Origin of the sequence: Rhodococcus sp. LB1 (assembly GCF_001583455.1) — a bacterium.
Taxonomy (GTDB): Bacteria; Actinomycetota; Actinomycetes; order Mycobacteriales; family Mycobacteriaceae; genus Rhodococcus_F; species Rhodococcus_F opacus.
Genome location: NZ_LTCZ01000096.1, coordinates 43635 through 57301 on the forward strand (window position 1 = coordinate 43635; position 13667 = coordinate 57301).

14 protein-coding genes and 1 pseudogene are annotated in these 13667 nt (G+C 64.9%); 11 read left to right on the forward strand and 4 right to left on the reverse strand.

What is annotated here, in order from left to right; genetic code table 11:
* The first annotated feature begins 71 nt into the window (after window positions 1-71).
* The 6 genes and pseudogenes from AZG88_RS16170 to AZG88_RS16190 all read left to right on the forward strand — a co-directional run.
* Entirely contained in the window at window positions 72-920 is an 849-nt protein-coding gene (locus AZG88_RS16170) for an alpha/beta fold hydrolase (protein ID WP_061698262.1), read from the forward strand.
* A 405-nt stretch (window positions 921-1325) separates the two neighbouring features.
* Window positions 1326-1955 carry a TetR/AcrR family transcriptional regulator gene (locus AZG88_RS16175; RefSeq protein WP_231914030.1) on the forward strand — a complete coding sequence of 210 codons (630 nt, stop codon included), beginning with the start codon at window positions 1326-1328 and terminating at the stop codon, window positions 1953-1955.
* Between the two features lie 240 nt (window positions 1956-2195).
* Window positions 2196-3062, forward strand: coding sequence for an alpha/beta fold hydrolase (locus AZG88_RS16180; protein ID WP_061698263.1), 867 nt, complete (start codon window positions 2196-2198; stop codon window positions 3060-3062).
* 176 nt (window positions 3063-3238) lie between these two features.
* Entirely contained in the window at window positions 3239-3388 is a 150-nt protein-coding gene (locus AZG88_RS51715; RefSeq protein ID WP_156517507.1) for a hypothetical protein, read from the forward strand.
* An 87-nt stretch (window positions 3389-3475) separates the two neighbouring features.
* Window positions 3476-3820: an SRPBCC family protein gene (locus tag AZG88_RS16185; protein ID WP_061698264.1), complete on the forward strand. Its 345-nt coding sequence runs from the start codon at window positions 3476-3478 to the stop codon at window positions 3818-3820.
* A 59-nt stretch (window positions 3821-3879) separates the two neighbouring features.
* A pseudogene (locus AZG88_RS16190) lies at window positions 3880-4227 on the forward strand (transposase); the annotation flags it as partial.
* A gap of 566 nt (window positions 4228-4793) precedes the next feature.
* On the opposite strand, the gene AZG88_RS49900 reads toward AZG88_RS16190, so the two are convergent.
* The 4 genes from AZG88_RS49900 to AZG88_RS16210 form a co-directional block, all read right to left on the reverse strand.
* Complete coding sequence (locus AZG88_RS49900) at window positions 4794-5219, reverse strand: DUF4345 domain-containing protein (RefSeq protein ID WP_082833335.1); 426 nt, start codon at window positions 5217-5219, stop codon at window positions 4794-4796.
* A gap of 218 nt (window positions 5220-5437) precedes the next feature.
* Entirely contained in the window at window positions 5438-6907 is a 1470-nt protein-coding gene (locus AZG88_RS16200; protein WP_061698278.1) for a class I adenylate-forming enzyme family protein, read from the reverse strand.
* An 11-nt stretch (window positions 6908-6918) separates the two neighbouring features.
* The gene (locus AZG88_RS16205) at window positions 6919-7866 is read right to left on the reverse strand and encodes an alpha/beta hydrolase (RefSeq protein WP_061698267.1); all 948 of its coding nucleotides are present in this window, start codon (window positions 7864-7866) and stop codon (window positions 6919-6921) included.
* Window positions 7867-7874: 8 nt separating this feature from the next.
* Window positions 7875-8840, reverse strand: coding sequence for an enoyl-CoA hydratase/isomerase family protein (locus AZG88_RS16210; protein ID WP_061698268.1), 966 nt, complete (start codon window positions 8838-8840; stop codon window positions 7875-7877).
* 176 nt (window positions 8841-9016) lie between these two features.
* On the opposite strand from AZG88_RS16210, the gene AZG88_RS16215 reads away from it, so the two are divergent.
* The 5 genes from AZG88_RS16215 to AZG88_RS16235 all read left to right on the forward strand — a co-directional run bounded on the left by AZG88_RS16215 (window position 9017) and on the right by AZG88_RS16235 (window position 13417).
* Window positions 9017-9721 carry a TetR/AcrR family transcriptional regulator gene (locus AZG88_RS16215; RefSeq protein WP_061698269.1) on the forward strand — a complete coding sequence of 235 codons (705 nt, stop codon included), beginning with the start codon at window positions 9017-9019 and terminating at the stop codon, window positions 9719-9721.
* 341 nt (window positions 9722-10062) lie between these two features.
* Entirely contained in the window at window positions 10063-10971 is a 909-nt protein-coding gene (locus tag AZG88_RS16220; protein ID WP_061698270.1) for an SDR family oxidoreductase, read from the forward strand.
* A gap of 46 nt (window positions 10972-11017) precedes the next feature.
* The gene (locus tag AZG88_RS16225) at window positions 11018-12019 is read left to right on the forward strand and encodes an NADP-dependent oxidoreductase (protein WP_061698271.1); all 1002 of its coding nucleotides are present in this window, start codon (window positions 11018-11020) and stop codon (window positions 12017-12019) included.
* A gap of 482 nt (window positions 12020-12501) precedes the next feature.
* Window positions 12502-12819 carry a hypothetical protein gene (locus AZG88_RS16230; protein WP_061698272.1) on the forward strand — a complete coding sequence of 106 codons (318 nt, stop codon included), beginning with the start codon at window positions 12502-12504 and terminating at the stop codon, window positions 12817-12819.
* A 250-nt stretch (window positions 12820-13069) separates the two neighbouring features.
* Window positions 13070-13417 carry a hypothetical protein gene (locus AZG88_RS16235; RefSeq protein WP_061698273.1) on the forward strand — a complete coding sequence of 116 codons (348 nt, stop codon included), beginning with the start codon at window positions 13070-13072 and terminating at the stop codon, window positions 13415-13417.
* The last annotated feature ends 250 nt before the right edge of the window (window positions 13418-13667 follow it).

A 13667-nucleotide genomic window follows, 5' to 3' on the forward strand; every position in this document is an offset into this window, starting at 1 on the left:
GAAGCGTGTTGCCGTACGATCATATTACGGGCGTAATATAAAGACAAACCCCCGTCTGCCGAGGAGGCGTCATGACCCTGAACACCGAACTCTGGAACGCGAAAAACTCGCCAACCCAGACCATTGACATCGATGGGACCCGTTTCGCCTATCGAGAGTTCGGACCGAACACCGGCGTTCCCGTTGTGTTCCTTCATCACTTCACCGCGATCCTCGACGACTGGGACCCCCGGGTCATTGACGGCATCGGATCAGAGCGACGCGTGATCACCTTCGACAACCGCGGGGTCGGCGGATCCGGGGGGCGCACGCCTGCAACGGTTTCGGCGATGGCTGACGACGCCATTGCCTTCGTCCGAGCGCTCGGCCTCGAGCAGGTCGACCTGATGGGCTTCTCCCTGGGCGGGTTCGTCTCGCAGATGGTCGTAACGAAGGAGCCCATGCTCGTCCGCAGGATCGTCCTCGCTGGCACAGGGCCGGCGGGCGGGGTCGGCGTCGGCAAGATCACCCCGACCCTGCTCGGCGACATGCTGCACGGCCTGCTCACCCTCAAAGACCCGAAGCGCTACCTCTTCTTCACGAGAACGGCTCACGGGAAGGCGGCTGCGACGGACTTCGTGAATCGGCTCGAGGAACGTACAGAAGGACGCGTCGCTCCTACCTCGCCGTGGGGTGTCGCCGCACAGATCGTCGCGATTCGTCGCTGGGGAGCACAGGATCCCATGGACCTGGCCTCGATCGAGCATCCAGTGCTCGTCGCGAACGGCGAGGACGACCGCATGCTGCCGACGCGGAGTTCCTTCGACCTCGCGCACCGTCTGCCGAACGCCTTGCTCCGCATATACCCAGACGCTGGCCATGGCGGCCTCTTCCAACACCATGAGCGGTTCGTCCCGCAGGTGCTGGAGTTCCTCGGGTGACCGGTTCAGGCAAGCTCCATCCTGGGACCGACAACGCGCAAAGGTCGTGGTAGCAAAGCCTGGACCGAGCGACCGGCGGTGCAGGCCCGCGGACCTTCAGCCGCGGTGGGCGGACCAGGGGTCCGGCAAGGACGGATGAGGAACTTCGGCAACGTCAGTATGATTTGTGGCGCCCCGCCCGCCGCAACCGTCGCGGATCGACAACATCTCGTCGATCTACGCCGTCGCACTGGTGTGTTGAGGAACCGGTACAAAGTGCGCGAATCGCTGTCTGCGATCCCGCGTCGGCAAGTGCGAGAACGGTTGCCTGCCGCAGCGTGAGAACGCAACTCGGCACGAGCGGGCCCTTACCGTTGAGGACCCCAAATGGGAGTATGATCGTAATGTAATATTACAAAGTAAGCGTTGCCGGAGAGCAAGGGTTATCCCCGGCAAGTGGAGGAGGATGCGGTGCGGTACGGGAAAGAGCACAAGCAGGCGACGCGGCGGCGGATCGTCGAAGTGGCGGGCCGGCGGTTCAAGCAAAATGGCATCGATGGCTCGGGGATCGCTACGTTGATGAAGGACGCCGGCCTGACCAATGGTGCCTTCTATGCTCATTTCGCATCCAAGGAAGAGTTGGTCGCCACCACCGTCATCGACCAACTCCGCGAACAAGGTTCGAGTTTCAGTGCGTTCGCGCCTGACCATGCCGGACTCGAACAGTTGGTGCGGGGATACCTGTCGGTTGAGCACCGCGACAACCCAGAGGACGGCTGTCCTTCTGCGGCCCTGCTCGACGAGATCGGACGCTGCACGGACGCGACCAAGCGGGCATATACCGATGGCATGCTGGTCGTCATCGACCAAATCGCCGCTCGTGTGGCGCCGCTGGATCCGCAGTCGGCGCGCGCGAAGGTACTCAGCGTCTTCGCCCTGATGGTCGGGACACTGCAACTTTCCCGCGCCCTTGCCGATCGACAGCTCGCCGACGAGGTTCTCGAGCAGGGCGTCCAGAATGCCCTCGCACTCTTGGGCTCCGAGCAGCAGGGCTGATGGAACTGTTTGACCAGTTCGGAAAATAGCAGCGAAGCATCAGCTCTCGCGTACTCGACCTCGGCGCAGATCACGAAAAGTGTTGCGCACCTAACGAACTTGGATAGCGAACAATCCGCTTGGCAACTCAGGGCAGACGCGGCAAATCCATGGACAGCCGACGGCGCAACGGCCGGAACGCCCGCGACATCACCTACATCCCCATGGAACGAACGACAATCGTCATCACAGGAGAACACCATGAATACGAAAAACCCCACACCAGACAACATCATTACCGCCTACAAGGACGCGCCGGCGCGCACCGTCACTACCGAGGGTGTCACCTATGCCTTTCGCGAGCTGGGCCCCAAGGGCGGGATTCCCGTCGTCTTCTTCGTCCACCTCGCCGCGACGCTGGACAACTGGGACCCCCGCATCATCGACCCCATCGCGAAGAAACACCATGTCATCGCCTTCGACAACCGGGGAGTCGGTGCCTCCACCGGCACCGTTCCCGACAACATCGAGGCCATGGCCGACGACGCCGTGAGGTTCATCCGTGCCCTTGGCTTCGACAAGGTCGACATCTTCTCGTTCTCTCTGGGCGGCATGATTGCCCAAGACCTCGTCGTCAGGCATCCCGAGCTCGTCCGCAAGCTCATCCTCACCGGCACCGGCCCGGCCGGTGGGAAAAACATCGACAAGGTCGCAGGCACCACCTACTACGACACACTGCGCGCAACACTCGCACGGCGGGACCCGAAGGAATTCTTGTTCTTCAACCGCAACGCCACCGGCAAACGCGCCGCACACGCGTTCGTCGAGCGTCTCGCCGAGCGCACCACCGACCGTGACATGCCGATCAAAGTGAAAGCATTTCAGACACAGCTGAAAGCGATCAAGAAGTGGGGACGCGCGAGGCCCGCCGACCTGTCAAAGATCACCGCGCCCACCCTGATCGCCAACGGTGACAACGACCGGATGGTGCCTTCCGTCCTCTCGGAGGACCTGCACCGCCGGATCACCGGCTCCGAGCTCATCATCTACCCCGACTCGGGTCATGGCGGCATCTTCCAGCACCACGACAAGTTCGCCCCCACAGCGCTCGAGTTCCTCGCCCGCTGATATCACGGGACGGTCGATTCGGATCTTGCCGACAGGCCGAACCAGCTTGCCGAGAAGGCACGAGCAGGGCGCGATCCGCCCGCCCGCCCGCGGGCGGGCAGGGTTATCCGGCTGTGCCGGGGACAACAGCCGATTTTCGCTATGCCCGTTGCCCCCGTGCGGCATTTGCCTAACAGATGACGACCGTGACCTCGCTGATCCGCGGCACTGTTCTCGTGCGTGCCGGTGAGCTGATCGCGAAACTTGGCCGGGGATCGATCCGGCGCGACGACGCTGGGGCCACGTTGCTCGACCGGCCCGACGTCGTGAGGTCACTCACCGCCTGATTGTCAATCAGGTCAGCGTCCCTCTGCACCACTAACTTTTAGTTGAAACCGTCCGAAAAGCATGAGCAACACTCCCGGGGAGGTCACATGACCGATGTTCCGACGCAGTCGATCACGATCGCGACATCATCCGAAGAACTGTGGAGGTTACTGACCACGGTTGACGAGATAACCGGTTGGTACGAAGAGTGGGACGAAATCGAGCACACTGGCTCTGTCGAGACGATGAAGGTGGACTTCACGTTTCGGTTGAGGAGCCATAGTAAGAAGCAAGAAGTAAGGTGCCGCGTCGTGGAACTCGATGCACCAAGGCGATTGAGCTGGATCGAGTACAGCGACAAGCGAAGCGCAGTTCGCGTATCTTTTGTGCTCGAACCCGATGGAGACGGCAGCACCATACTTACTCATTCCAAAGAACAATTGCCGCGATAGATAACTACTAAGAGTGTGTCTCATGTGGATGAAGTGACTTGTGGTGCACTATGTGACGTGTGGTAGATGAGTTGTCACTGCGGTTGGTGTCGGATGCGTTGTGGGAGATTGTCGAACCGTTGATTCCGCGCTTCGCCGCCCGCCCGCAGGGAGGTGGGAGCGCGCCGGTCGACGATCGTGCGATCTTTACCGCAATCGTGTTCGTGCTGACAAGTGGGTGCGGGTGGCGGCACCTTCCGCCCTCGTTCGGAGTGACCGTCCCTACCGCGCACCGCCGGTTCACCGCATGGGCGGCGGCAGGGGTATTCGAAAATCTGCATCGCGAGGTTCATGACCGGCTCAGCGACACCGGCGAACTCGACTGGTCGGCAGCGATCCTGGACGCGGCCAGCGTCCGGGCGACAAGACATCCCAGGAGCTAAAGTGTCAAGCAGCACGCTTCTCGGCGTGATGTGACCAGGCGGTGGTTTCGCCGTAGCGGGTGTGGGTCTTGAGGCACCTGTGCAAGATGCCGACGAGCCGGTTCGCCAGGTGCCGCGGGGCGGAACCGTGATCGAGACCGCGGTCGCGTTGTTTGTCGTAGTGAGCGCGTGCCCCGGGAGACGCTTGCAGGGCCGAGGACGCCTGAGGGTTCAGCGCGTCGACGAGCCGATCGTTGTGCACAAACCGGGCAGCAACCACCTTCTTCTTGCCGGAGGCTCGGGTGATAGGACTGGTGGCGGCATAGTTCTTGCGGGCCGTCGCGGTGGCATACCGTTCGGGGTCATCGCCGAACTCACGAACGCACCATCGCCTGGCTCACCGGCTACCGGCGCCTGACCATCCGCTACGAACGCCACGCCGAGCACTTTGCCGGATTCCTCCATCTCGCGGCTGCGCTCACTTGCTACAAGAAGCTCCCGACATGAGACAACCTCTTATCCGTGCCGCTACCGCAAATGCTTTGGGCGTCAGGGACGACGGTTGGTTGCGGTCAATCCGACGAAACGCGCCTCTGCCACGCAAGCACAATTGGAACTCCGACGGTTTCGAGCACGATTGCTGCCACGGTAACGGGGTGCGGTCGCCCGCTCTGTTGCCACGACCTCAGGCGAGCCAGACCGCCGATGAACACGGTTGAGAGAGCGAAGGTCAAGGCAGGCGATCGCTCGACATGCGCGAGCTGAGACCAGATGGCAGGCCCTACCGCGAACTTGTACACATTGGCATATCGAAGCGCGCTGTCCACCGTCGGTATCACAGCTGGCGATCCGCCCGGCACGCCCTGAGGGCCGCGCACGACCTCCCCGGCCGCGCTAGCCATTGGTATTGCAGCCAGTACCGCGAGGGTCCACTGCAATCTTCGCCGGGTGGGACTACCACCTCGGTGGGGTGCGAACTGCGCCTGGTCGTCTTTCATCCGAATGTCCTTCCGTTGACAGATGGTGTTTTCGTGACACCGGCCGCGCTGCACGCCGGGTCATTACGTTGGTGCGCGAGGACCGCCGGTTCGAAGCTGCCTGGCTGCGAGTACAGCGCCGCTAGATCTCCGGTCACGCCCGCCTGGACCTGTCTCGAGAAATCGTGGGCCAGCACCTCGCTGCTATCCATTGCGACTGGCGGCGTGGTCAGGGTTGGTCACTGCGTTGCGGCGGTGGTGGGGTGGGTGGCCCGCAGCATGGTCTTGTCGATCTTGCCGACGGCGTTCTTGGCGATGGCGTCCACGACGACGATGGTGGTGGGCCGCTTGTGGTGACTGAGCTGGCGCGTGCAGTGTGCTTGCAGCGCGGTCGTATCGACGGTTGTGCCGGGTCGTGGTTGGACGTAGGCGACGACGACCTCGCCCCATTTGTCGTCGGGGGCTCCGATCACGGCGGCCTCGAGCACGGACGGGTCACCGGCGAGGACGTCCTCGATTTCCTTGGGATAGATGTTCTCGCCGCCGCGGATGATCATGTCTTTCGAGCGCCCCACCAGGGTCAGGTAGCCCTCCGGATCGAGGTGGCCGACATCGCCCGTGTGCAGCCATCCGTCGATGACGGTCTGTGCGGTGTCCTCCGGACGGCCGAGGTAGCCGCGCATCACATTGGGGCCGCGCACGACGACCTCACCGTCCACACACGCACCCATCTCGGTGCCGTTCGCGTCGACGATGCGGAGCTCCTGACCCGGGAAAGCAATCCCCACCGTTCCGGCGCGCCGGGGTCCCGAGACCGGGTTGAGAGTGGAGGCGCAGGTCCCTTCGGACAACCCGTAACCCTCGAGGAGGGCAAACCCGTACCGGTCCTCGAACGGGGCCAGCAACTCCGCTGAGGCAGGTGCGGCGCCGCAGATGCCGAAACGCACCGAGGACGTGTCGGGTCGAACCTCGTCCGGGAGCGTCGCCAGGATGCCGTAGATCGTCGGCACCGCGCTGAAGAAGGTCGGGCGTTCGGATTCGACGAGGTCGAAGAAGGTTCGGGGATCGAATCGGCCGGCGATGACGACGCTCGCGCCGGCGAGTAGCGGGGTGAGGACGCTCACGACGATGCCGTTGACGTGGAAAAGCGGCAGGATCAGCAGGCATCGGTCTGCCGGACCCAACTGCAGCGCCTGCACACCCATCTCGGCCATGGCGTCGATGTTGGTGTGGTCGAGCATCACGCCCTTCGGCACCCCGGTCGTGCCGCTGGTGTAAATCAGCAGGGCGAGTGCGGACGAGTCCGCAGGTGGTGTGTGATCGGACTCGGTCGCCTCCTGGAACAGCTCGTCGACGGCGAGAGTGGCAACGCCACCCAATAGGGTCGTGCCGTCCTCGACGACGAGCAGCCGTGCGGCGGAGTCGGCGAGCTGCCGAGCGACCTCGACGTCGGTCAGTGCCGGGTTGACCGGGGTGATGGTGGCGCCGAGCCGCCAGGTCGCGAACAGCAGCACCACGAACTCGGTGCGGTTGGTCAGCTTCAGGGCCACGACGTCTCCGGGCCCGATTCCCCGGTCATAGAGGTGGCGGGTGGCCGCGCGAACTCGGTCGAGGAACTGAGCGTTGGTGAGCGATCCGGTGGCGTCGGAGACCGCGGGTGCGTGCGGGTCGAGATCGGCGCGGCGGTCGGGCAGCGATGCGAAGTTCATCGTGGTCGTGTTCACCTTCGGTGTGGTGCGGCCCGGCCCGGTGACGGTGTGACCGGTGCCGAGTCGAGTTGGCGGGTGAGGAAGTCGATCTGGTCACGGACCAAAGCCTCGAAGGGTTCGCCGAGGTAGAAGTCGAAGTGGCCGGCGTCGTAGGTCTTGATCTCGCCTCGTGGTGCGGTCCGCGCGTATCGGAGGGTCTGGGCGGGTGGGGTGACGGTGTCGGTGTTGCTCACGCAGAAGAGGATCGGGAGGGCGATCTTCTTCGCTGCCCGCCCGGGCCGGTAGGTAACGAGACTGGGAATCACCCGTGCCGCAACCTCGTTCCGGAATGTCGTCCCTGCCGGCACGATCGCCTCGTAACCGGACAGCGCGTCCGGGGCGTTCATCAGAGCCAGTGAGCCGGGGGGCCCGGCGAGCGGAATCATGACCGGCGCGCGCCGACCAACCTTGGCCATCAGATCCCGGGCGACCACGGGGGAGGCCTTCACTGAGGCGGCCGGGCCGAGCGCGAGCGCGGAGGCCAACCCGTCGGTGAACGGGCACTGCGCGACCGCCGCCCGCAATTCCGGATGCCGTGACGCGACGGTGATGGCGTGGCCACCGCCGAAGGAGCTACCCCAGACCGCGATACGGGTGCTGTCGAGACCGCCACGAGCCTTCACCCAGGAGATGGCGGCATCCCAGTCGGCGAGCTGCTTTGTGATCGACAGCAGCTGGCGCGGCCTACCGCCGCTGTCACCGAAGTGCCGATAGGTGAACGCGAAGGCGGCGATGCCGGCCCTGGCGAAACGTTCGGCGAAGGCATCCAAGCGCATATCGCGGGTGGCACCGAGGCCGTGTCCGAGGATGACGACGGGCGGTGAGGTGACGCCGGTGGGCAGATACAGCCACGCGGCGCAGGAGCTGTCACCGGAGGAGAAGAGGACGTCGTGGCGGGTGAAAGGTTTCTTGGTGGCCATGGCGGGTCTCATCGTCCGTTCGTCGAGCCGCCGGGCACGCGGCCCGATTCGAGGGCCTGCTTGTAGATGTCCGGGTTGTAGAGGGGCAGCTCACCGGTGGCGTCGGTGGTCGCGAGGTAGTCGAGCATCAGCTGCTGACCGTCCTCGGATTGGTCGGTGCCGAGAAATTCGGTGCGCTCGACGTGCAAACCCTCCGTCAGCGACATCGATCCGCCGAAATACACCGACCTCTTGACCGCCGCGACCGCCTCCCTCGGGCGGGCGCCGAAGTACTCGGCGAGTTCGGTCGCCCGCGTGATCACGTCGCCCGTAGCCACCACCTCGTCGACGGCTCCGTTGGCGAGGGCCTGCGCGGGAGTGAACGGCCTGCCTTCGAGGATGGCGACCAGGGAGCGGTGGGTGCCGATCAGTCGGGTCAGGCGCTGGGTACCGCCACCACCCGGATTGATTCCCAGCAGTACCTCGGGCTGGCCGATGAAGAAGTCACCGTCGGCCATGACCCGCAGGTCGCACGCCCAGGCGAACTCCGCGCCGAGGCCGAGGGCTGAACCATTCAGGGCGGCAACGAAAATGACACCACTGGCGTTCATCTTCAGAAACGTCGCGTGCAGCCGGTCGAGCTGGACCGCTCCCCACAGCGGGGTTCGGCGCACCACGGGCTCGAGGACGCGGGCGCGATCAGCGCCTCTGGCCACCCGCGCGATCGCGGAGGCACCGCGACGGCCCAGCGGCGGGACCGCTGCACCCTCTTCCTGCAGCCACCGCACATCCGCATGGCTGACGAACCGGCCGGGACGTGTCCCGGTGAACACGACCGCACGGACGTGCGCGTCGCGGTCGACGCGGTCCACCAACTCCTCGAGCTGGTTGGCTATGTCGAGGCCGAACAGGCTGTGCGGGCCGCCGTCGACGCGGACGATCAGCACGTCCCCGCGGTCCTCGACCTCGAGATGGCCTTTGTCTTCGTGTGTCATGAGATTTCACATCCGTAAATGGGAGGAAGGGGAAGGACGTGCGGCGAGCACCCGTGGGAGCGGCCATCAACCTGTAACTTCGTTATGACGTACTATAACCATGTTATGCGGTGGTGGCAAGGGTCACTCGGTACTTCGGTGCCCACCGGGCGGAAAATGCGAAGTCAGGTGGAGATATGGGAGAGACGTCGCCGACCACACCCGAGGGTGTGCCGGAGCGGCTGATTCGAGCCACGGTCGGCCTGCTGGCCGAACAGGGCCCGTCCGCGATCAAGGCGCGGACGGTGGCGTCCGCGGCCGGACTGTCGACGATGGTCGTCTACCACCACTTCGGCGGCATCCCCGAGCTCGTCCGCGCGGTCGCAGACCATGGATTCACCGAACTCGGCACGGCCTTTTCCCAGGTCCCTGTGACGAAGGATCCGGTCGTGGATCTGTTCGCGCTGGCATTGACGTGCCGGCGCCAGGCGCGCGAGAACCCCCACCTCTACGACCTGATGTTCGGACTCTCCACACGCGCGACCTACCGACCGCTGGAGTCGGACGTGCGGTTGAGTGGACATTCTCCGGCCTTCCGTGATGCCTACACACACGTCACCGACGCGTGTGCGCGCTTGGTGAGCTCCGGCAGGGTCGGGCCCCACCTCCCGGAGGTGGTCGCGGCGCAGTTGTGGAGTCTCGTGCACGGCTACATCACCCTCGAGCTCGGCGAGCACTTCGCCGAGTTCGACGACGCGGTAGCCCAGGTCCTGTTGCCGATGGGGGTGAACTTCGCCGTCGGCCTCGGCGACACCCGCGAACGCGCGCAGGCCTCACACGAGAAGACGGTGGGCCTGTACGACTCGGTCCGGCCGGCGGTGGACAGCTCGGCGGGCGCCTGAGCCGAGACCGCGGCGCCCCGGGCGCGGCGAGCTGAGCCCGAGGCCCGCTCTCGGGCACCCGGGAGGCGCTGTGGCCCAGCGGGTTCCGCCGCAGTCGGCAAGGGCCCCCACGGTGCCTCATGGCGTACCGCCAGGATCCCCGAACTCTGTGCCTGGTAGCGCTTGTTTCGCCGAGGGCTACCGGTGTCGATGCCAGCATGGGCACCCAATCGCGAGCCTGCCGCCGCGTCGGTCTCCGCGGCCCGGCGACTCGCGGACGGGCGCCAGGTCGAAACCGGGGAATCCGGGGGGAGATGCCGAGGACCATTGCATTCGCCATATAACGAAGTTACAGTCGAGGCATGAAACGTGAACTCGTGGGCCGCAAGGTAATCGTCACCGGGGCCGCGCGCGGCATCGGTGAGCAAGTGGCACGCCTCGCCGCCGCCCAGGGAGCCCGCGTCGCCCTGATCGGACTCGAACCCGACAGGCTGCGCGCCCTGGCCGCCGAACTGGGGCCGTCGGCGCACTGGTGCGAAGCGGACGTGCGCGACAGCGCGGCGCTGCAGTCCGCGATCGACGAGTGCGCCAATGTCATGAACGGGGTGGACATGGTCGTCGCCAACGCCGGAGTGGCCGCCTATGGAACGGTGCGACACGCGGACGAGGCGTCCTTCGAACGCGTCGTGGACATCAACCTCAACGGCGTATTCCGCACCCTCAAGCATGCGACACCGCACCTGCAACGCAGCCGGGGCCACGTCCTGATCGTGGCCTCCGCACTGTCCTTCACCTCGATCGGCGGTCTGGCCTCCTACGGCGCGAGTAAGGCCGGGGTCGAGTCGCTCGCACTTGCCTATCGCGCGGAAGTGGCCCACCTCGGGATCACCGTCGGTCTTGTCCACCCGTCCTGGATCGACACCGACCTCGTGCGGGGCGCCGAGGTCGACATTCCTTCTTTTCAGCAGATGCGTCAGCGCCTGCCGTATCCGGGGAACGTCACGACCAGTGTCGACCGAGCGGCCTCCGCCATCGTCGACGGGCTCGCATATCGGCGCAGTCGCGTCTACGTTCCCCGGGCGGTCGCCGTCGCCAACTGGGCCAAGGCGCTGCTGAATTCTCCGGTCGTATGGCCGTGGACCAGGCGGTTCTCCGCCGCGACAGTTCCCGCCCTCGAAACCGAAGTTGCCGCCCTGGGCAGGAACGACCAACTCGTTCCAGAGTTGCCGCGCGCCACCGAAAACGATCAGCGCAGCCCGGCGCGCATCTAGCGAAACCGGCTGTGGTCCGCACGAACACAAGAGATAGGAAATCACGATGAAGGCTGTCGTTCTCGATCGATACGGGAACATTGACGGTGTGCGGGCGGGTGAGGTACCCGACCCGGAGTTGCGAGATGATGACGTCCTGGTTCAAATCCACGCAGCGAGTGTGAACCCCTTGGATCTGAAGATCCTGGAGGGGAAGCTCAAAGCTATTCTGCCGTACCGCCTACCGATCGTCCTCGGCAATGACCTGGCCGGTGTCGTCGTTCGAGTCGGCGCCGCGGTGCGCCGATTCAAGCCCGGCGACGAGGTATACGCGCGACCCCGGCAAGATCGGATCGGCACGTTCGCGGAATTCATTTCCGTGAACGAGGAGGACGTGGCGATCAAGCCACGAGAACTCACCATGGAAGAGGCGGCGTCGATCCCTTTGGTCGGTTTGACCGCGTGGCAAGGGCTGATCGAGAGGGCAAATCTGCAAGCGGGGCAGAAGGTTCTGGTCCATGCCGGTTCCGGGGGTGTCGGCACGTTCGCGATTCAACTAGCCAAGCATCTCGGCGCGACGGTCGCCACGACGACGAGCACCCCAAATGCCGATTGGGTCGAGCGCCTGGGTGCGGATGTCGTCATCGACTATAAAAAGGATGATTTCGCGGAGATCCTGCACGACTACGATCTCGTCCTCGACACCCTCGGCGGCGAGACGCTCACCAGGTCACTCCGCGTTCTCAAACCCGGTGGGAAGGTCATCTCCATTTCCGGCCCGCCCGATCCCGGTTTCGCGAAAGAAGCCGGATTGAACTGGGTCGTGCAACAGGTGATGCGCTTGCTGAGCTTACGAATCAGACGGGCAGCGAAACGACGCAAGGTGACCTATTCGTTCCTGTTCATGAAATCGAGTGGAGACCAACTACGCCAGCTCGCGTCCATCATCGATGCCGGCACCATACGCCCGGTCATCGATCAGGTCTTTCCCCTCGAATCGACCAAAGACGCATTGACGTACGTCGAACAGGGCCGCGCCAAGGGCAAGGTCGTCGTCAAGGTCGGATGACGATGTCATCGAAGGCTGGTGACGGCCAACTTGCGGTGCTCATCGATTCGACTTCCGTCGCGCAGGACCAGAGGCCTCTTCCTCGATCGGGTCGCTATGCCCGCGTCCTGCGGCAGGGCCGGGTGGCAGCCGTTGACCCTTTCGCGCAGTGCCCCGCCGAAGTCGGCGCCCAGTGGCAGCACCTTCGCAGTCGCCGCTCGAATGGGAAGCGGGGTGCAGGTAGCGGCGACCGAGCTGGTATCCGGCGAGGTCGCCGCGTTCGCGACGACGGCTGGCGGGCCTGCGCCGGTTGCTGTCGCGCGAAGGCAGCACGTCGGTTGTGTGCTGGGCGCGTCTGGGTGGCCGCCGACCGCACGATGACAGCCGACTGCTTTGGCAGCGTTCTCGATCGCGGTGTGTTTGTGCAGGTCGGGTCGCGTACCGGGCCGGGTGGTGCTTATGCTCGATCTCGGGGGTTGAGCCGAGCGAAGAGGTGCATCAGCATGGCCCGAAACAGTAGCAATCGGCCGGTCGGTGGCCCGGAGTTGACGGTCGGTGTCCGGGTGCTGGTCCGCAGGAGCGCCGGGGCCGATCTCATCGGTGAGGTGGTCGAGGATTATGCGGCGGTGACCGATCCGGGCGGTGGTGGGCACGAGTGGGCGCCGGTGCATCGGTGGGCGGTCGCGCTCGACGACGGGCGGCTGGTCTTCGCCGACACCGAAGACCTGACCATCGATCCGGGCTCCTACCGCTCCGCCCCGAACCCGAGCCCGGACCCGGATTCGGGCGTGCGGACACCCGGCCGACATCGGGGAGAGTAATCGGCGGTAGCAGCTTCGTGGCCGGTTCTGGGCGGCGTCAAACATTGCACACGAATTGCGCTAGCAGTCAGTCGATTACATGACTGACGTGGATGAGGTCCTGCAGGGGGTACGTCGATCTCACCAGACGATCTGTCGGGTATGTCTCAGCCGTGGCAACGCCGGCGCCTGGCGTGTTGTGCGCTGTGATGTTGTTCGGAACTGACGTTTCAGGCTTACCGTGTCCGTCATGAGAGGTGATGAGACTCGCGTGGCCCGGGACTTCGCGGAGTGGTTGTCGTCTCAGGGGTGGGTAGTCCGCACCGATACGGAGTTCGTCGACATCGTTGCCGAGAAGGACGGCCACCGGCTCTACGTCGAGGTCAAGGGTGCGTCCACCGCGCCGGTTTTGGATGTCGATACCGCGATCGGGCAGCTGGTGCGGCGGATGCCGAGCGAGCCGGATCAGTCGGTGTCGTTCGCCCTGGTCGTGCGGGACGAGCCGCGATCGGTGGAAGCCGCCAGGCGGGCACCGCAACGAATTCTCGATCTGTTGGGAATGGCGCTGTATGCGGTCGATGAGGACGGTGGTGTGCGGCAGCTCTTCGGCCGCGTATGAGCACTGCCCCGCCGCGAGCGGGACGGGGCAGCAGTGTGGAGATAGCATCGCCAGGTCCCGCGAGAGTGGGGTAGTGCGGTGATGGGGCGGTAGNGCCCCGCCCGCCCCACCGCGCCGCCGGGCGATCTTCGGGAAGGGCTCCGTCAGGGCTGCCGTGCCTGCGGAACGCAGTGTGGGCAATGCGGACTCCGCTCAACCTGGCGATGGGCCGAGTATCTCGAGTGTGCTGACGTGTTCAGGCGCAGTCGCG

What these genes read in the sequence shown, in the direction of transcription:
- AZG88_RS16170 (WP_061698262.1), top strand. Translation starts at nt 72, where the DNA reads ATGACCCTGAACACCGAACTCTGGAACGCGAAAAACTCGCCAACCCAG.
- AZG88_RS16180 (WP_061698263.1), top strand. Translation starts at nt 2,196, where the DNA reads ATGAATACGAAAAACCCCACACCAGACAACATCATTACCGCCTACAAG.
- AZG88_RS51715 (WP_156517507.1), top strand. Translation starts at nt 3,239, where the DNA reads ATGACGACCGTGACCTCGCTGATCCGCGGCACTGTTCTCGTGCGTGCC.
- AZG88_RS16185 (WP_061698264.1), top strand. Translation starts at nt 3,476, where the DNA reads ATGACCGATGTTCCGACGCAGTCGATCACGATCGCGACATCATCCGAA.
- AZG88_RS49900 (WP_082833335.1), bottom strand. Translation starts at nt 5,219, where the DNA reads ATGAAAGACGACCAGGCGCAGTTCGCACCCCACCGAGGTGGTAGTCCC.
- AZG88_RS16200 (WP_061698278.1), bottom strand. Translation starts at nt 6,907, where the DNA reads ATGAACTTCGCATCGCTGCCCGACCGCCGCGCCGATCTCGACCCGCAC.
- AZG88_RS16205 (WP_061698267.1), bottom strand. Translation starts at nt 7,866, where the DNA reads ATGGCCACCAAGAAACCTTTCACCCGCCACGACGTCCTCTTCTCCTCC.
- AZG88_RS16210 (WP_061698268.1), bottom strand. Translation starts at nt 8,840, where the DNA reads ATGACACACGAAGACAAAGGCCATCTCGAGGTCGAGGACCGCGGGGAC.
- AZG88_RS16215 (WP_061698269.1), top strand. Translation starts at nt 9,017, where the DNA reads ATGGGAGAGACGTCGCCGACCACACCCGAGGGTGTGCCGGAGCGGCTG.
- AZG88_RS16220 (WP_061698270.1), top strand. Translation starts at nt 10,063, where the DNA reads ATGAAACGTGAACTCGTGGGCCGCAAGGTAATCGTCACCGGGGCCGCG.
- AZG88_RS16225 (WP_061698271.1), top strand. Translation starts at nt 11,018, where the DNA reads ATGAAGGCTGTCGTTCTCGATCGATACGGGAACATTGACGGTGTGCGG.
- AZG88_RS16230 (WP_061698272.1), top strand. Translation starts at nt 12,502, where the DNA reads ATGGCCCGAAACAGTAGCAATCGGCCGGTCGGTGGCCCGGAGTTGACG.